Origin of the sequence: Streptomyces sp. NPDC050388, from assembly GCF_040655635.1 — a bacterium.
In the GTDB taxonomy this organism is placed as follows: domain Bacteria; phylum Actinomycetota; class Actinomycetes; order Streptomycetales; family Streptomycetaceae; genus Streptomyces.
In genome coordinates this window covers 239,491-256,248 of the sequence record NZ_JBFAKH010000001.1, presented here as the reverse complement: position 1 = coordinate 256,248, position 16,758 = coordinate 239,491, and the positions used below count along the sequence as shown (strand labels likewise).

General features: G+C 69.7%; 21 protein-coding genes and 2 tRNA genes. 19 read left to right on the top strand and 4 right to left on the bottom strand.

Features of this window, described 5'->3' with window-relative positions; translation table 11 throughout:
• Nucleotides 1-78: 78 nt before the first annotated feature.
• The gene (locus AB0I73_RS01165; protein WP_363032467.1) at nt 79-573 is read left to right on the top strand and encodes an HD domain-containing protein; all 495 of its coding nucleotides are present in this window, start codon (nt 79-81) and stop codon (nt 571-573) included.
• Here AB0I73_RS01165 and AB0I73_RS01160 read toward each other — a convergent pair.
• Nucleotides 570-1,805 carry an acyltransferase family protein gene (locus AB0I73_RS01160; RefSeq protein ID WP_363032465.1) on the bottom strand — a complete coding sequence of 412 codons (1,236 nt, stop codon included), beginning with the start codon at nt 1,803-1,805 and terminating at the stop codon, nt 570-572. The genes AB0I73_RS01165 and AB0I73_RS01160 overlap by 4 nt on opposite strands.
• Nucleotides 1,806-2,460: 655 nt before the next feature.
• On the opposite strand from AB0I73_RS01160, the gene AB0I73_RS01155 reads away from it, so the two are divergent.
• Together AB0I73_RS01155 and AB0I73_RS01150 are read left to right on the top strand one after the other, a co-directional pair.
• A complete protein-coding gene (locus AB0I73_RS01155) occupies nt 2,461-2,655 on the top strand; it encodes a hypothetical protein (protein ID WP_109379105.1) in 195 nt (64 codons plus the stop codon).
• 20 nt (nt 2,656-2,675) lie between these two features.
• Complete coding sequence (locus AB0I73_RS01150) at nt 2,676-2,900, top strand: hypothetical protein (RefSeq protein WP_363032463.1); 225 nt, start codon at nt 2,676-2,678, stop codon at nt 2,898-2,900.
• 650 nt (nt 2,901-3,550) lie between these two features.
• Here AB0I73_RS01150 and AB0I73_RS01145 read toward each other — a convergent pair.
• Nucleotides 3,551-4,627, bottom strand: coding sequence for an IS110 family transposase (locus AB0I73_RS01145; RefSeq protein WP_363032605.1), 1,077 nt, complete (start codon nt 4,625-4,627; stop codon nt 3,551-3,553).
• Nucleotides 4,628-4,959: 332 nt separating this feature from the next.
• Here AB0I73_RS01145 and AB0I73_RS01140 point away from each other — a divergent pair, with 332 nt between their 5' ends.
• The gene (locus tag AB0I73_RS01140) at nt 4,960-5,520 is read left to right on the top strand and encodes a hypothetical protein (protein WP_363032461.1); all 561 of its coding nucleotides are present in this window, start codon (nt 4,960-4,962) and stop codon (nt 5,518-5,520) included.
• A 419-nt stretch (nt 5,521-5,939) separates the two neighbouring features.
• Here the strand turns inward: AB0I73_RS01140 and AB0I73_RS01135 are convergent, their stop codons facing one another.
• Nucleotides 5,940-6,407, bottom strand: a complete 468-nt coding sequence (locus tag AB0I73_RS01135) for an NUDIX domain-containing protein (RefSeq protein WP_363032459.1) — start codon at nt 6,405-6,407, stop codon at nt 5,940-5,942.
• A gap of 18 nt (nt 6,408-6,425) precedes the next feature.
• Between AB0I73_RS01135 and AB0I73_RS01130 the strand changes: the two genes are divergently transcribed.
• The 12 genes from AB0I73_RS01130 to AB0I73_RS01075 all read left to right on the top strand — a co-directional run bounded on the left by AB0I73_RS01130 (nt 6,426) and on the right by AB0I73_RS01075 (nt 13,796).
• Nucleotides 6,426-7,205 (top strand): GntR family transcriptional regulator, encoded by a 780-nt coding sequence (locus AB0I73_RS01130; RefSeq protein WP_363032457.1) that lies wholly within the window; start codon nt 6,426-6,428, stop codon nt 7,203-7,205.
• 138 nt (nt 7,206-7,343) lie between these two features.
• Nucleotides 7,344-7,700 carry a hypothetical protein gene (locus tag AB0I73_RS01125; protein WP_363032455.1) on the top strand — a complete coding sequence of 119 codons (357 nt, stop codon included), beginning with the start codon at nt 7,344-7,346 and terminating at the stop codon, nt 7,698-7,700.
• 3 nt (nt 7,701-7,703) lie between these two features.
• On the top strand, nt 7,704-9,062 hold the full coding sequence (locus AB0I73_RS01120; RefSeq protein WP_363032453.1) for an FtsK/SpoIIIE domain-containing protein: 1,359 nt from the start codon (nt 7,704-7,706) through the stop codon (nt 9,060-9,062).
• 19 nt (nt 9,063-9,081) lie between these two features.
• Entirely contained in the window at nt 9,082-9,789 is a 708-nt protein-coding gene (locus AB0I73_RS01115; protein ID WP_363032451.1) for a DUF2637 domain-containing protein, read from the top strand.
• Nucleotides 9,790-9,808: 19 nt separating this feature from the next.
• Nucleotides 9,809-10,000, top strand: a complete 192-nt coding sequence (locus AB0I73_RS01110) for a mobile element transfer protein (RefSeq protein WP_363032449.1) — start codon at nt 9,809-9,811, stop codon at nt 9,998-10,000.
• Nucleotides 10,001-10,012: 12 nt separating this feature from the next.
• A complete protein-coding gene (locus AB0I73_RS01105) occupies nt 10,013-10,168 on the top strand; it encodes a hypothetical protein (RefSeq protein ID WP_107080639.1) in 156 nt (51 codons plus the stop codon).
• A gap of 22 nt (nt 10,169-10,190) precedes the next feature.
• Nucleotides 10,191-10,520 carry a SpdD-like protein gene (locus AB0I73_RS01100; protein ID WP_363032447.1) on the top strand — a complete coding sequence of 110 codons (330 nt, stop codon included), beginning with the start codon at nt 10,191-10,193 and terminating at the stop codon, nt 10,518-10,520.
• Between the two features lie 92 nt (nt 10,521-10,612).
• Nucleotides 10,613-10,795, top strand: coding sequence for a hypothetical protein (locus AB0I73_RS01095; protein ID WP_363032445.1), 183 nt, complete (start codon nt 10,613-10,615; stop codon nt 10,793-10,795).
• A gap of 5 nt (nt 10,796-10,800) precedes the next feature.
• Nucleotides 10,801-11,043: a hypothetical protein gene (locus AB0I73_RS01090; protein WP_363032443.1), complete on the top strand. Its 243-nt coding sequence runs from the start codon at nt 10,801-10,803 to the stop codon at nt 11,041-11,043.
• Complete coding sequence (repSA, locus tag AB0I73_RS01085; protein ID WP_363032441.1) at nt 11,040-12,434, top strand: replication initiator protein RepSA; 1,395 nt, start codon at nt 11,040-11,042, stop codon at nt 12,432-12,434. The genes AB0I73_RS01090 and repSA overlap by 4 nt, the downstream gene beginning before the upstream one ends.
• Nucleotides 12,427-12,639 (top strand): excisionase family DNA-binding protein, encoded by a 213-nt coding sequence (locus AB0I73_RS01080; protein ID WP_363032439.1) that lies wholly within the window; start codon nt 12,427-12,429, stop codon nt 12,637-12,639. The genes repSA and AB0I73_RS01080 overlap by 8 nt, the downstream gene beginning before the upstream one ends.
• A complete protein-coding gene (locus AB0I73_RS01075) occupies nt 12,639-13,796 on the top strand; it encodes a tyrosine-type recombinase/integrase (RefSeq protein WP_363032437.1) in 1,158 nt (385 codons plus the stop codon). The genes AB0I73_RS01080 and AB0I73_RS01075 overlap by 1 nt, the downstream gene beginning before the upstream one ends.
• Before the next feature lie 66 nt (nt 13,797-13,862).
• Here AB0I73_RS01075 and AB0I73_RS01070 read toward each other — a convergent pair.
• Nucleotides 13,863-13,936 (bottom strand) — tRNA-Gly (locus tag AB0I73_RS01070).
• Nucleotides 13,937-14,102: 166 nt separating this feature from the next.
• Between AB0I73_RS01070 and AB0I73_RS01065 the strand changes: the two genes are divergently transcribed.
• From AB0I73_RS01065 to AB0I73_RS01055, 3 genes are all read left to right on the top strand, one after another.
• Nucleotides 14,103-14,179 (top strand) — tRNA-Pro (locus tag AB0I73_RS01065).
• 167 nt (nt 14,180-14,346) lie between these two features.
• Nucleotides 14,347-15,801 (top strand): trigger factor, encoded by a 1,455-nt coding sequence (gene tig, locus AB0I73_RS01060; protein ID WP_363032435.1) that lies wholly within the window; start codon nt 14,347-14,349, stop codon nt 15,799-15,801.
• Between the two features lie 317 nt (nt 15,802-16,118).
• Entirely contained in the window at nt 16,119-16,727 is a 609-nt protein-coding gene (locus AB0I73_RS01055) for an ATP-dependent Clp protease proteolytic subunit (RefSeq protein ID WP_363032603.1), read from the top strand.
• Nucleotides 16,728-16,758: the final 31 nt, after the last annotated feature.

Sequence of the window (16,758 nt, the reverse complement as noted above, 5' to 3'; positions counted from 1 at the left end):
CGCCCGGGCCGGCGGCCCCCACCACTCTCCTGCCCCGCCCGGCCCGTGCGGCACGGCGGGGGCGGGGACACTGGAGGGGTGACCGAGACACCGCGCAACCTGCTGACCCCCGCCCAGGTCGAGGCCATCGCCCGTGCCGTGCACGAGGGCCAGACCGACAAGGCGGGCCTGCCGTACGCCGAGCACCTGCGGGCCGTCGCCGAGGGCGTCCGGGACCGCGGCGGCGACGAGGAGCAGATCGCGGCGGCCTGGCTGCACGACGCCGTCGAGGACGGCAAGCTCTCGGAGCAGTGGCTCAGGGAGGCGGCACTGAGCCGGCGGACCCGGGACATCGTCCTCGCGGTCACCAAGCGGTCCGGGGAGCCGCCCGAGGTCTACGCGGCCCGCATCCTCGCGACCCCGGGCGCCCTGCTGGTGAAGGAGGCGGACCTGGCGCACAACGCCGATCCGGCGCGGCTGGCGGCGCTGGACGAGGCGACCCGCGGCCGACTGGCCGAGAAGTACGCGCGGATGCGCACACTCCTCGGCCTCGTGGCGGGGACGCGACCCGACCGCCCCGCGCCGGCCGACTAGGCGGAGACCGTCTCCTGCGTCTCCTGTTTTTCCCGGCCGTCCCGCTCCTCGTGGCCGTCCCGCTTCTCACGGGGTTCGCGCTCGCGGTCGCGGGCCGACTGTGCGGCATCCCGCTTGAAGGCCCATTCCATCTTCGGTTCCATCGCGAACCGGAAGACCCGCTGCACCGGCCTGGAGCACAGGAACGTCACCAGGACGGCCGCGAACACGGTCACGGCGACCGCGCCGACCGGCTCGTGCAGCACGGAGGGCTCGAACCAGCCCCGGTATTCACCGGCCTTCACCACGAAGCCGTGCAGCAGGTAGCCGTAGAGCGTGCCCGCGCCGAGCGCGGTGAACCACATGTGGCGGCCCGGTACCCAGGCGAAGAAGCAGGCGGTCAGCAGCACGGAGCAGCCGAACATCGCCAGCATCATGACGGGACCGGCCCACCACGGGGCACCCAACTCCTGTGCGGAGTCACGGTGGTAGAACCACCCGGTGTGCATCCGCGGCACCGCCCACCAGCCGAAGGCCAGCGCCGCCGCGAAGACCGGCACCGCCGCGATCCGTACCGACCGGCGGCGCACCAGCCGGAAGTGCTCGGGCTTCATGCACAGGCCGAGCACGAAGTACGGCAGGAACTGCAGGACCCGCTGGAGATCGAGGTCGTCGCCGATCCGGGGGGAGACGCTCGCCAGCATGGCGATGCCGAGCGCGAGCGGCAGCGGGTGGCGCACCGCCTTCCAGATCGGTGTGGTCAGCCGCCAGACGAACAGCGCGCACAGGAACCAGGTGAGGTACCAGGGGTCGAGGAGGCTGATCTCCTGCTGCGGGTCGTTGTCGACGACGCGCTTGAAGAGCGGATACGTCGTCTCGAAGATGATGTACGGCACGGCGACGCCGGTGATCAGCCGCCGCAGCCGGTCGGGGCGCATGTCGAAACTGCGCGAGAAGTAGCCGGAGATGATGATGAAGGCCGGCATGTGGAACGAGTACACGACGGTGTACGCGGCTTCCATGGCCCGGCTGTCACCCTTGATGGGCTCCCAGAAGTGGCCCACGGCCACCAGCACGATCGCCAGGTACTTGGCGTTGTCGAAGAACGCGTCCCGCCGCTTGCCGGAGACGGCCTTCGCCTTCTGCGTGCTCCGTGTGTCCTCCGTGCGCGGGCCCGGCGCTCCGGGGTCCGGCGGTTCGGCCGGGGGAAGTGGCGTCCTGCGGTTGCCGTTCGGTTGCAGCGAGTCCGTCACCGAACCACCCGCCAGGAACTCGGGGAGGGGATCGGTGTGCTCGCTGCGCTTGCGGGGGACGAGGCAGCGTGGAACATCTGAGGCACCCTAGCGTTCGGCGTGGGTATTCGTAAAACTCCCACGTCATTCCTGGTCGTCGAATCCGGATACCCGCGATCCGCGAATGCAGACGGCTTTGTGGGAGTGACGGCCGACACATCGCGCGGGCAAGGGTTCCCGTGCTCCACGGGCCCCTTTTGGCGTCATCATTCCGGGCGAAGTGGCGCATATGTCTGCCGGGCAGGTCCGGTTGGATGTCTGTTTCGAGTCGCTTCGCGGGCTGCCGGGGGGCTCGTCGGGGTACGCGTGGGGGTAATTCGAAATAGCTGAGAAAATGTTGTGCGAGGGCGGCGACGATACGGTCGAATTCCCCGTGCGGGGGTCGCATCGAATTGCTGTGCGATGTCGCAGCGTCGGCTCCGCGCGTGCTCCGCACGGGCCGGTGCGGGTGCTTCGCGGGGAGGGTGCGCGCACGCGAGGCACGGCCGAAGGGGAGTGAACGGTGCGTCACTCGCCGCATAGGACGGCCCTGTTGGTGGCACGATGGTTCTGGCGGGGTGCGCGGGGATGCGTCGCCCGGGCCGGCGAAGCGGACCGACCGAGGGTGTGATCAGTTGTGGCCATTTCACTGTCTGTCGTGGTGCTGTTGGCGATCGTCCTTGTGGTGCTGATCAGAGGGGGGTCCATCAAGGCCGGACCCGCGATCGTCGCGATCCTCTTCGGCTTCTTCCTCGCCTCGACCGGCATGGCCCCGTCGATCAACCGCTTCCTCGACTCGATAGCGGACACGATCAGCTCGATCAGCTTCTGACCCCCGAGGGCGTTCGCGCGATGGCGAAGCCGGTGCGCGGGGCACCGGGTGATGTCCGGCTCGGCTGCCGGATCCGCCGAGGAGACCTGTTCCGGGGCCGGGAGGTCCTGCTCAACGGATCCGGCACGGAGTTCATGGAGCCGGCCCGGGCCGACGAGAGCGCCGCCGGTCCGATCTGCCGGCGCTGCGGCTGTGTCCACCTCTTCGCCGGCAAGGACATCAAGCTCTACCGCGCCGACGAGTGACGAAGGCCGCGGAGGCGGCGGGAACGCGGTCAGGGTCGGGCCGGAGGAAGAACCCTCCGGCCCGACCCTGAGCCGTGCGGAGCGGGCGACGGGAATCGAACCCGCGTAGCTAGTTTGGAAGATCGCGTACGCGGACGCTTCCTCATCTGCGCAGCTCCTGACCTGTGGCTTCCCCTCAGCTTCCCCGTGGCTCCCTCCTCGCGCCCCCGGCGTGCCGCTCGTACGGGCACGCCGGGGGCACGCCGGGGCTACTTGATCAGTAGGGCCAATGCGGTGATGAGACTGGCCAAAGCGCTGACCACTGCTGCCAAGCCCGCTGGGTGCTTCCACGCGTCGCGGGTGTGTCGTGTCGGCTCTTCCGTGCCAGCCGTCCCGTGTAACGCATTGCATTGCCATGTGCTTGACGGTACGGTGGACGCATCTCGGGATGTATGCGGCTGCTCGCCTGGCTCGCGCATCTTCAACCTCCTTAAGTTGATTCGAGATCCGAGACGCCGCGTGACCGTGTGATCGCTTGCCAGAGTCGAGACGCACGGTCCTTTGGCGTGTCCGGGTTTAAACACGAGGCGAGAGTAGCGCAGTTGAGGTCCTGCGCGCTGCTGCACTCTGACCGCCTGTGTCCATGCCTGTTGGTGATGCTCCTATAGACGTCAAGCCGCAGGAGCAAGGTCGTTTTGACTGATTCGTTCGGTTGGTGTGCTGGTCAGCGCGCGGTAGACCTCGCGGGCGACGAATCGCTTGAGGCAGCGCATGATGTCCTTCTTGTTCAGCCCCTCCTTGGTGCGGCGCTCGACGTAGGCGCGGGTGCGTTCGTCGTAGCGCATGCGGACCAGCACGATGGTGTGCAGGGCGTTGTTCGCGGCCCGATCGCCGCCTCGGTTGAGGCGGTGGCGGTGGGTGCGGCCGGACGACGCGGGGATCGGTGCGACGCCGGTCAGGTGCGCGAACGCGCCCTCCGAGCGCATCCGCTGCGGGTTGTCCCCGGCGGAGGCCAGCAGCTGGCCTGCGGTCTCGGGGCCGACGCCGAACAGCTCCAGCAGCTGTGGGGCCGCCTGCTTGACCAGTGGGCCGATCTCCGCGTCCAGCTCGGCGATCTCACAGTCCAGCGCCTGGTGGCGGCGAGCCAGACGCCGCAGTGAGGCCCGGGTGGCGGCCAGCGGGCGGGACAGGTCGTCGCCGGGCCGCAACCGGGCCAGGGTGCGTATCAGCGCGGCCCGGTCCAGGCCGGCGACCTGTTCGCGCAGCATCGCCGGTGCGGACACCAGCACGGTGCGGATCTGGTTCATCGCCTGAGTGCGGGCCTTGACCGCGCTGCGGCGGGCGATCCGCAGGACGCGGACCGCTTCGACCACGCCGTCCCGGCTCTTGGGGACACCGGTGGCCCGCCCGGACAGGACGGCCATCGCGGCGGCGTAGGCGTCGATCGGGTCCGACTTGCCCTTCATCCGCCGGGTCTTGCGGTCCGGGCGGTCGACGTCGATGACCGTGACTCCGGCCGCGGTGAGCACCCGGGCCAGCTCGGCCCCGTAGGCGCCGGTGCCTTCCACCCCGACCACGCCCAGTGTGCCGTGCGAGCGCATCCAGTCCAGCAGGTTCCGGTAGCCGCGGATGGTGGCGGGGAACTCCCGGTCGGCCAGGTGCCGGCCGACGGGGTCGATCACGGCGGCGTGGTGGGTCAGTCCGTGGGTGTCGACTCCGCCGGTGATCTGCGGGCCGTCGTGCGTCATGCTGGTCATGTCCGTCCTTGTGGCGTGTCCGTTCCGAGGGCGGCACGCGCCGGTCGGGCGGGTGGACAAGACAGTGACGGGGCTTCTGGACCAAGCTCCTATGAAGTCACAAGCGCCCGTCCGGCCGCGTGCGTGGTGACGCCCGGCGGGCCGACAAATCGCAAACAGGACAGTCGAGACGTCAGTCAGTCGGAGGGTCAGACCCACCAGCAGCGTCACCACGAACATCATCACTGTCAGTCGTTGATGTCAGGGGCAACGACGGGCTTGACAGGTCGTCATGGAAGGTTCTCTGCAACCTACGAGCCGTGGGCCACGGCACACTGTCGCCTGTGAATGACACGGTAGCTGTCGCTTTGATCACGGCCCTATCCACGCTGTCGGCTGGAGCAGTGACTGGCGGGTTCGCCTTCTGGGGCACCCGACGGCAAGCAAAAGAACAAGCACAACAGGCGCGCGAAGACCGGTCCGAGCAGCGAGCCGCCTGGCATCGAGACGTTCGCCGGGACGCGTACGTACGCTTTCTTGATTTGGCTGTCCAGGTCGATCAGCACATGAGCTTCATCTGGATGGAGCCTGGGCCGTCCATCACCGCCGAAAAAATCGAGCACATGATCGAACTGACGAGTCAACTGTGGAAGGCGCTACCCGCGGTCTTGCTGGAGGGCCCGCCCGCCGTTGCCGAAGCAGCCCGCGCATTCGCTGGCGCGGTCGCCGAGGAGTGCGACACGCTTGAAGAGATCGCCGGAAGTTCCGGCGAGCATCCGCTCTACGTCACCGTCGACGGCTTCACGACGTTCCATGACCAGCGAGTCATTGCTCAACGCCGCTTCATTGAGGCGGCTAGAGAGACCCTCGGTGGCCATTTGCCGCCCCTTGACCCCCAGGGTTAGCAAGCATCACTTCTGCACTCACCACTACCCCAGCTTCCATCCCGTCCGCCGTCGACCCACACACCGTGGAGCGGGCGTGGTTCCTGGCGTCCAGGTGGAGCGCGCCACTGTACGAACGACCTGGACGCCAGGGGCCGCGTCTGCTCGGCTCTGCCTGGGTCGGCGGCGGACGGGATGGAAGCTCCCCGCGCACACCACAACGGGCCCGCACTCGGCAACGGCGCCCCCTCCATCCCGGTGCCGGCCGATCCCCCGCCGGAGGCATCATCTTGTGCCCGCGGATGACGTCCCGCCCTTGCCCGCATGCACGCAGCGCGCCGCCGGGCGCGGCCAGCCGGGGCGAAGACAGGAGGCAGGCCGCGCCGCAGAGGCGGCGCGCGCCCGCGCCGTGCGCGGGCCTTGATGAAGTAGGGAAACTCTTACCGCGCTTGGATCAGGTGCTTGCCGTCATGGCTCCGGACGTGGGGCCCATTGCCGTCCAGCGCATCGAGCAGGCGTACCGCGTAGACCTCGGCCATGCGCTCGGCGACCTCTTCGGGCGTGAGCCAGTCCACTGCTGTCGACTCCGCGGAAGTGCGCTCGGTGCCTCCCGAGGGCTTGCACCGGAACACCAGGGCGACGACGCCTCGTGTCGTGTTCTTGTAGACCCCGGTGAGCTCGTCGACCTCGACGCGGATGCCGGTCTCTTCCCAGACCTCTCGGGCTACGCCGTCTTCCGGGGACTCGGAGAGCTCCAGTACGCCGCCCGGCAGCTCCCACGTCCCGTTGTCCGCTCGGCGGATCGCCAGGAGTCGTCCGTCCTCGCGCACCACGACTCCCGCCACGGACACGGAGTGCAGTGGCGTTGACTGGGTCTCTCGGACGCTGTTACTCATGTACAGGAGCATAGGAGAGTGAGAAGGACTATGGGAACAACCGTAGGAGGTGGCAGGGCCGTACCTCGGTACGTTCAGATCGCCGACGAGATCATTCAGCAGATCCGGGCTGGTGTCCTCAAGCCTGGCGACATGGTGCCGAGTGAGTCCGAGCTGGTCGAGCGCTACGGCGTCTCCGGCGGGACCATCCGTAAGGCCATGGCGGAGGTCCGTGCCAGTGGCCTGGTGGACACCCGCCACGGCAAGGGCTCGATCGTGAAGGATCGTCCGCCGGTGCGGCTGCGTTCCTCCGACCGGTTCCGGGCCTCGCATCGCCGAGCCGGGAAAGCCGCATACCTCGCTGAGTCGGCACAGTCGGGCGCCACGGCCAAGGTGAGCGTTCTGTACATCGGCCCGATGGAAGCCCCGGAGGAGATCGCCGACCGGCTCCACGTTCCCGCCGGCACTCAGGTCCTCGCCCGGCGGCGGCTCTACTTCCGCAACGGCGTCCCGGTCGAGACAGCCAGCTCGTACCTGCCCTGGGACGTGGTCAAGGACATTCCCGAGCTGTTCGCCAAGAACCCCGGGCCCGGCGGCATCTATGCCCGCCTGGAGGACGACGGCCACACCTTCGCCGAGTTCGTCGAGACGCTAACAGCGCGTCCGGCCTCCAAGGCTGAAGCCTCCGAACTGGCGCTGAGCCCTGGCGCGCCTGTCGTTCACCTCATCCGCAACGCGGTCACCGAAGCGGGCCGGGTGGTGGAGGTCTGCGACACCCTTATGGCTGCTGACCAGTTCGTTTTCGAGTACCGCATCCCCGCGGCCGACTGACGCTCGCTCACGTCTCCTCAACCCGCCGGGACTTCTTCGCCCTGGCGGGTTGACTCATGTATAGGAGTCAGGCACTCTTCTTCAAGTCACTCATATACATGAGTGACGGAGTCCAGCACTTCTAGAGGAGTGATCTCTGTGCGTCAGATCCCCGTCGACACCTCCGCCGCCACCGTGATGGTGGCCCAGCCCCCGCAGCCCAAGGTGAAGGACCGCCGTACCGGCGAGCGTGCGATGGACGCCGAGACCGGTGCCGCGCTGTCGACCGTGGACGTGATGTTCGCGGCCAACGGTGCGGTGGAGATCCTGTCGGTGACCGTGCCGGAGTCGGGCGTCTCCGAGGACCTGACCATGGGCACCCCGGTCGCGCTGACCGGCCTGATCGCCCGGCCGTGGGAGAACGAGTTCAACGGCCAGAAGCGGCACGGCATCGCCTTCCGCGCGGTCGCGGTGACCTCGCTGGCCGCTGCGGGCTCGGCCTCGAAGGCGGCCTGAGCCATGACGTGGCTGATCGTCGCCCTGGTGCTGGTCGTCGCCGCTGCGGGTCTCCTGCGGTGGCGGCGCCCCGCCTGGTACTGGCTGACTCTCGGGGTCACCCTCGCCGCGCTGCGGGTGCTGGTCCGCTACGGCTCGGTCATGGACGCCTGCGGTCTGACCGTCCCGGCGCCCCGCTGGCGCCTCACCGTGGCGCGGGTGGCCAACCGGCCCGTTCCCGGTCCTCGTGCTCCGCGCATCCTGCGGGTGCGGCCGACCCGGACCGGCTTGGTGCTGCGGCTCAAGCTGCGTCCCGGCCAGGACGCCTTCGACGTGGCCGCCTCGTCGGATCGGCTGCGGCACTCCTTCGGGATGTACGGCGTCACCTCCCGTGAACTGCGCTCCGGTGTGGTCGAGGTGCGGATGACCGGCTATGACGTGCTCCAGCGGGTGCAGATGCCGACGCAGGCCGACGACACCCGGCCGATGCGGATTCCGGTCGCCCTGCGCGAGGACGGCTCCGTGCACTACCGCGACTACCGGGCCGTGCCCCACGCCCTGACCCTCGGCGCCACGGAGTCCGGCAAGTCGGTCTATCAGCGCAACCTGGTGGCCGGGCTCGCGCCGCTGGACGTCGCGCTGGTGGGCATCGACTGCAAACAGGGGGTGGAGCTGTTCCCGTTGGCCCGCCGGTTCTCCGCGCTGGCCGACAACCCCGACACCGCCGCCGAGATCCTCGATGCCCTCGTGGCGCACATGGAGGACGTCTACCGGCTCATCCGCGCCAACCAGTCCATCAGCGTGAGCGTGCCGGATGCCGAGATCGCCGCCGACATCTGGGACCTGCCCGCCGACCTGCGCCCAGTGCCGGTGGTGGTCCTGGTCGACGAGGTCGCCGAACTCGCGCTGTTCGCCAACAAGGAGCAGGAGAAGCGGCGGGACCGGATCATCACCGCCCTGGTCCGCCTGGCCCAGCTCGGCCGCGCCGCCGGGATCTATCTGGAGATCTGCGGGCAGCGCTTCGGCTCCGAACTCGGCAAGGGCATCACCATGCTCCGCGCCCAGCTCACCGGCCGCACCGCCCACCGGGTCAACGACGAAACCAGCGCCAACATGGCCTTCGGCGACATCTCCCCGGATGCCGTGCTCGCCGCGATCACGATTCCCGCCGAAGCGCGCGGGGTCGCCATCGCCGGGGACTCCACCGGCGGCTGGCACCGCATCCGTGCTCCGCACACCTCGCTGAGGCAGGCCGTGAACCTCTGCAACAAGCACGCCGACCGCACTCCCGACCTGCCCGGCCTGGAAGCCTTCCGCCCCGTCCCGGGCCACTTGAAGCCGATCACCGCCCCGGCCGTCGAGTCCGCCCCGGCCGCCGCCTGAGCCGGAAGGAGAAGCCCTCATGCCCCGCTCCGCCCTGCGCGTGGATGCCGTGCTCGTTCAGGCCGTCATCGCCGGTGCGCTGTCCTTCGCCCATCTGCACGACCTGGCCGCCGCCGCCGGACAGGACGGCTGGAAGGCCTGGGCCTACCCCGTCTCCGTGGACCTGCTGCTGGTCGCCGCCTGGCGTCGGCTGCGCACCGACGGGCCGTCCCGGCTGGCCTGGTGCTGGTTCGTCATCGCCCTGGTCGCCTCGCTCGGCGCCAACGTGGCCACCGCCGGACTGCTCGACCTGGACGACGTCCCGGCCTGGCTGCGCATCCTCGTCGCCGCCTGGCCCGCCCTGGCCTTCATGGGCGGCACCCTGCTCGCCCACACACCCACCAGCCCGGAGCCGGATGCGCCGGCACCCCCCGCCCCCGATTCGGACCCGGTGCCGGAGGTGGAACGCGAACCGGCCGCGGCTGAGCAGGACCCGGGGCCCGACCCCGTCGCGGTCCCGGCGCCCGAGGAGCTCCCGGCCCTGCCCACGGCCGAACCGGCTCCGGCCGACCCGGCCCCGACCCCGCCTCCGGCGGTGCCGGTCCCGGCCGCGCTGGTCGACCACGCCCGCAAGGTCGCCGACGACCACCACACCCGCACCGGCACCCGCATCGACACCGACACCCTGCGAGCCCGGCTCGGCGTCCCCGCGCCCATGGCCGACGCCATCGCCGCCCAACTCACCTGACCTGAAAGGAGACCCGACCATGCCCGCCCGCGACTTCTTCCACTCCGTGATGCGGATCGGCCCGGTGCAGATCGGCACCCACCGCGACCGCCACGGCACCACCAAGCACGCCGCCGTGTGCGGCTCGGACGGCTGCGGCTGGTCCGCCGACTACACCTCCCAGTCCGCCGCCCAGCTCGCCGCCCGCACCCACCGCTGCCACGTCCGCTAGGAGGCCACCGTCATGGACGTCCCGCTCTGGTTCGCCCTGATCGTCGTCGGCTGGCTCGGCGTCAAGCTCATCCGCCCGCCGCTGTGGCTGGTCCTGGTGCTGCTGCTCGGCGGCTACCTCCTCGCCGACAGCCTCCTGTCCCCGGTCATCGACACCGCCGTCAAGTAACCCCACGAAAGGAGACCCGCTCATGTTCCGGCCCAAGCTCCCGACCATGCCCCAGCCCACCGGCCTGGTCACCCCGCCCGCCGTCGTCGAGCCGACCACCATCACCCCCGGCACCCCGGCCCCGGCCTCGGTCCCAGCCCCGCCGACGGTCGCCCCGGCCCCGGCCCGTCCCACGGTCCAGCTCACCCCGGGCACGGCGCTCGCCCTGGTCGGCGGCGGCACCGTCGTGGTCCTGGTCGTCGGCGCGGTCCTGGTCTCCATGCTCCTGGCGGTCGCCCTCACCGGCGCCTCGCTCGCCATCTGCGCCCTGGTGATCCGCTCCCTGGTCGCCACGGACGCCAAGCGCCGCTGACGGCCCCCGGGGCGGCTCTCTCGCCAAAGAACCGCCGCCCCGGGCGCCTTCCCACCTTCCAGACCCAAACGACCTGAAAGGCAAGGCCCATCATGGCCCAGCACACCCCGACCGCGCGGATTTGCCGCGACTGCGACGGCTTCGCCGCCGTCGCCATCACCACCGGCACCCGCCACACCGACGGCACCCGCGCTGTCCTCCGCATCACCTGCCCGACCTGCCACGGCACCGGCCACACCGCCCCCGCCACCGGCCTCGTCCGGGTCGGGAGGTGACCGCGGTGCAGACCATCACCACCTCGGCGCACCTGGAGCCGGACACCACCAGCCGCGTCAGCGTGTTCGACACCACGTCCGGCGGTGAAGGCTTCGTCAGCCTCCGCATCGGCGGCGACTCCATCGAAATCGCGCTCCTCGCCCGCCCCGGCACCGCCGACGCCCTGCGCGCCCTGGCCCGCGCTGCCACCGAAGCCGCCGCCGCGCTCGACCGGCTCACCGGACCCACCTCGGACGGTGCCGCGTGACCGACACCGCCACCCCGGCGGGCCTGGACCCGGTCACCCTCGGCGATCTGCTGCGGGTGGCCGGGTCCCCCGGCTTCGACCGCTGGCACGACCAGATCCGACGTACCGGCGGCTGCGCCGACCCCATCCACCTGACCGGCTGGACCCTGGCCAAGGACAAGACCACCGGCGAGACCCTGCACCGTTACTCGACCGAGGGAGAGCCGGGCGGACGGCTCCGCGTGGCCTGCGGCAACCGCCGGGCCTCGCGCTGCCCGTCCTGCGCCTGGACCTACGCCGGGGACACGTATCACCTGATCCGTGCGGGCCTGGCCGGGGACGACCGCCGGGCCATCCCCGCCACCGTTCGCGATCACCCCCGGGTCTTCGTCACCCTCACCGCGCCCTCGTTCGGCCCGGTCCACAACCGGCCCGACCGCGGCGCCTGCCGCTGCGGCACCCGCCACGCCCAAGACGCCCCGGAACTGGGCGCCGCCCTCGACCCGGGCACGTACGACTACGCGGGCGCGGTGCTGTTCAACAACCATGCCGGGCAGCTCTGGCAGCGCTTCACCACCCGGCTCCGCCGCGAGATCGCCGCCCGCGCCGGCCTCACCCAACGGGAGCTGAAGGAAGCCGCCCGCATCTCGTACGGCAAGGTCGCCGAGTTCCAGAAGCGCGGCGCCGTGCACTTCCATGCCGTGATCCGCCTCGACGGACCCGACGGCCCGGACACCGCGCCGCCGTCCTGGGCCACCGTTGGCCTGCTCGCCGACGCGATCCGGGCCGCCGCCGCGCACTCCTACACCTCGGTCTCCGTCCCGGCCGCCGAGGATCAACCGGCCCGGACCTTCCGGTGGGGCAGCCAGCTCGACGTCCGGCCGGTCAAGGCGTTCGGCGACGGCTCGGACATCACCGAACAGGCGGTCGCCTCCTACGTCGCCAAGTACGCCACCAAGGCGGCGGAGAACACCGGCACCCTCGACCGCCGCATCGGCGAACTGTCCGAACTCGACCGCCACGGCGTGCCCGACCACACCCGCCGCCTGATCACCGCATGCCGCGACCTCGACCCGCTCTACCCCGACCGGCGGCTGTGGGCCTGGGCACACATGCTCGGCTTCCGCGGCCACTTCTCCTCCAAGAGCCGCCGCTACTCCACCACCCTCGGCGAACTGCGCCAGGCCCGCGCCGACTACCGCGCCGCCCAGGAACACGCCGCCCTCGGCCTCGACGACCGCGAGCCGGACACCGTCCTCGTCCTGGCCGACTGGCAGTACGCCGGACACGGCCACACCCCCGGCGAATCCGCCCTCGCCGCCACCATCGCCCGAAACCTCCAACTCAACCGCGAAACCGCCCGCGAAGCACTCGCAGACCTGCGTCAGGAAGGAGAGCAAAGCCATGAATGAGCGATACCTCAGCGTTGTTCAGGTCGCCGAACTCCTCGGTACGACCGTGCGCTTCCCCCGTCGCCTGATCGAGGAGCGTCGTATCAGGTACGTGAAGGTCGGCCGTCACGTACGCATCCCCGAGAGCGCTGTACGGGAGTTCATCGACGCGAACACGGTGCAGCCGCGCCGCTGTGGAACAGCTTTCCGGGGGGTGGCTGCCTGATGGCAGGGAAGCGCCGCCAGTTCGGGCGGGTCCGCAAGCTTCCGTCCGGCCGCTACCAGGCCCGTTACGTGGGCCCTGATGGGCAACTGCGTCCAGCTCCGGAGACGTTCCGTACGAAGAAAGACGCGGACGCCTGGCTCGCCGACAAGCAGACCGAGATGCGGCGTGGCGACTGGCACGACCCAGATGCCGGGAAGGTGCCGTTCGGGCCGTATGCCACATCGTGGATCAAGGAACGCGAGCTGACCACGACCACGCGTCAGCTGTACGGGTCGCTGCTGCGGCACCACCTTGAACCCACCTTCGGAGCCGTCAACATCACCGACATCTCGCCCCCGATCGTGCGTCGCTGGCGTGCGGACAAGCTCGCTTCGGGGACGGGTCCGACGACCGTTGCCAAGGCATACGCGCTGCTCCGCGCCATCCTGGGCACGGCTGTCGCTGACCAGATGATCCGGCGCAATCCGTGCACGATCAAGGGCGCGAGCGTGGTGCACACTCCCGAGCGGCCGACTGCCACAGTGCAAGAGATCTACGACCTGGCCGACGTGATCCAGCCTCGTTACCGGGCGCTCGTGCTCATGGCCGGGTTCCTCGGTCTGCGCTGGGGCGAACTCGTCGGCCTGCATCGCCGGGACGTCGACCTCGACCACGGCGCCGTGCGCGTCCGCCGGGCGGTGGCCGAACTGTTCAACGGGCAGCGTGAAATCAAGGCGCCCAAGAGCGCTGCGGGCAAGCGCACCGTGTCCATTCCGGCGGCGATCATCCCGGACATCCGTGACCACCTGGAGCAGTACGCCGAGCATGGAGCCGACGGCCGGGTCTTCGTCGGTGCCAAGGGCGCGACTCCACGGCGCAACCACTTCAACCGGCTGTGGCGCAAAGCGTGTAGCGATGCCGGGATCAAGGGCTTGCATTTCCATGATCTTCGGCACACTGGAAACACCCTCGCAGCGTCCACCGGAGCGAGCACGCGGGAGCTGATGGCACGCATGGGTCACAGCACTGCCCGCGCCGCGCTGATCTATCAGCACGCGAGTGCTGAACGTGACCGGCTGATCGCTGACGCGTTGAGCGATCTCGTCGACAAGAGCCGGACGGTCAGGAAGAAGCAAGATCGGAAGCCAGAGGGGCACGCGGGGGGCACGCCGGACTGAACACAGCCCCCAGAAACGATCAGGGCCAGGCGGAGGAATGATCCTCTGACCTGGCCCTGAACCGTGTGGAGCGGGCGACGGGAATCGAACCCGCGTAGCTAGTTTGGAAGACTAGGGCTCTACCATTGAGCTACGCCCGCAGGAGCGCACCGCAGGTCGGGAGGACCGCGGCACTGACAGGCATCGTAGCGGGTGGTGCGCCCTCGGCGCACACCCCGTGCCCACTCGGGCCCCGCCGCCGCACCGCGCCCGCGATATGCGGAGGCCGGAGTGCTCGGCGGCATGTACCCTACGTGTCGCACCAGACGGGGTGTGGCGCAGCTTGGTAGCGCGTCCGCTTTGGGAGCGGAAGGCCGTGGGTTCAAATCCCGCCACCCCGACCACTCGTCCGATCACCTTCAGTGATCGGCTTTTGGGTGCTGTAGCCGCTGCCGTTACTATGCAAGCTGCACGCCCGTGTGTCTCAGGTCTGAAGTCTCCGGGCGGCGAATCCGCCGGACCACTCTGGTCCCGGCAGAATCCGAGAAGTCAGCCACAAGGAGACCGAACCGTGAAGAGCGCCGTGGAGACCCTGAACCCGACCCGGGTTCGGCTCACTGTCGAGGTGCCCTTCGAGGAGCTCAAGGACAGCCTCGACGCGGCGTACAAGAAGATCAACCAGCAGGTCACGGTGAAGGGCTTCCGCAAGGGCAAGGTCCCGGCCCGGGTCATCGACCAGCGCTTCGGTCGCGGTGCGGTGCTGGAGGAGGCGGTCAACGACGCCCTCCCGAAGTTCTACACCGACGCGGTCAACGAGGCCGAGCTGAACCCGCTGGGCCAGCCCGAGGTCGACATCACGGAGCTGAAGGACGGCGAGACGCTGAACTTCACCGCCGAGGTCGACGTCCGCCCGACCATCGAGATCCCGGACTACTCCGGCATCGAGGTCGAGGTCGACGCCGTCGAGGTCACCGACGAGGACGTCGACAAGGCCGTCGAGGAGCTGCGCGGGCGCTTCGCCTCCACCTCCCCGGTCGAGCGTGCCGCCGAGGAAGGCGACGTCGTCACCATCGACCTGGAGGCCAAGGTCGACGGCGAGGTGCTGGAGGACGGCATCGCCAACGGCGTCTCCTACACCATCGGCTCCGGTGAGCTGCTGGACGGCGTCGACGCCGCCGTGACGGGCCTGTCGGCCGACCAGGAGGCCACCTTCACCTCCGAGCTCAAGGGCGGCTCCGCGGCAGGCAAGGAGGCCGAGGTCACCGTCAGGGTCACCCAGGTCGCCAAGCGTGAACTGCCCGAGCTGGACGACGAGTTCGCGCAGCTCGCCTCCGAGTTCGACACCCTCGAGGAGCTGCGCGCGGACAGCCGCAAGCGCCTGGAGAACATGAAGCAGTACGACCAGGCCACGCAGGCCCAGGAGCGCGTCCTGGACAAGCTGCTCGAGCTGGTCGAGGTGCCCGTCCCCGAGAAGCTGCTCGAGGACGAGATCAACACCCGCAAGCACAACCTCGAGCACCACCAGCTCGGTCAGATGGGCCTCGACCTCGAGAAGTACCTGGAGATCCAGGGCAAGACGGCCGAGGAGTTCGACACCGAGACCCGCGAGGCCGCGATCAAGGGCATCAAGACCCAGTTCGTGCTCGACCAGCTCGTCAACCAGGAGAAGCTGAACGTCAACCAGGAGGAGCTCACCGAGCACCTCATGCGTCGTGCGGCCTCCTCCGGCATGTCCCCCGACCAGTTCGCCCAGGCCGTCGTCGAGCAGGGCCAGGTTCCGCTCCTGGTCGGCGAGGTCGCCCGCGGCAAGGCCCTGGCCGCCGTGGTCGAGAAGGCCACGGTCAAGGACACCAACGGCGAGATCATCGACCTCGAGGACGAGGAAGAGGAGGCCGAGACGGAGGCCGGCGAGGCCGCCGCCGAGTCCACCGACGCCGCCGAGGACAAGGCTGAGGCCAAGGCCGACGAGGCCGAGGACAAGACCGAGGCCAAGGCCGACGAGGCCGAGGAGAAGACCGAGGGCTGACCCTCGCGCCGCCCCTGACGGACGTACGACGGGCCCCGGACCAACATGGCCGGGGCCCGTCTGCCGTACGGCGGGGCGGGCCCCACCGGCCGGACCGCCCGCGGTGCGAGGAACCCCGTCCCGCCCCGCGGGGCCACCTGCGCTCACAGCGAACACCCCCCGCTGCGGGATTCCCCGAAGGGGCCCGCGCGTTAGGGTCCATGAATACGAGGGCAGGGGAGTCCGCGAGTACGGCCGGACGGCCCCACACCCCGGCAGAACACGTGAGACGGCCCGGCGCCGTCGTAAGACGAGCAGGTGGATACGTGACGAATCTGATGCCTTCAGCCGCCGGCGAGCCTTCCATCGGTGGTGGCCTCGGCGACCAGGTCTACAACCGGCTGCTCAACGAGCGGATCATCTTCCTCGGCCAGCCGGTGGACGACGACATCGCCAACAAGATCACCGCACAGCTGCTGCTCCTTGCCGCCGATCCGGACAAGGACATCTACCTCTACATCAACAGCCCCGGCGGCTCGATCACGGCCGGTATGGCGATCTACGACACCATGCAGTTCATCAAGAACGACGTGGTGACCATCGCCATGGGCCTCGCGGCCTCGATGGGTCAGTTCCTGCTCAGCGCGGGCACGCCCGGCAAGCGCTTCGCGCTGCCGAACGCGGAGATCCTGATCCACCAGCCCTCCGCCGGCCTGGCCGGCTCGGCCTCGGACATCAAGATCCACGCCGAGCGGCTGCTGCACACCAAGAAGCGCATGGCCGAGCTCACCTCCCAGCACACGGGCCAGTCGGTCGAGCAGATCACCCGTGACTCGGACCGCGACCGCTGGTTCGACGCCTTCGAGGCCAAGGACTACGGCCTCATCGACGACGTCATCCCCACGGCCGCGGGCATGCCGGGCGGCGGCGGCACCGGGGCGGCCTGAGCGGCCCACGGGAGCCCCAGCGGCCCCGTAG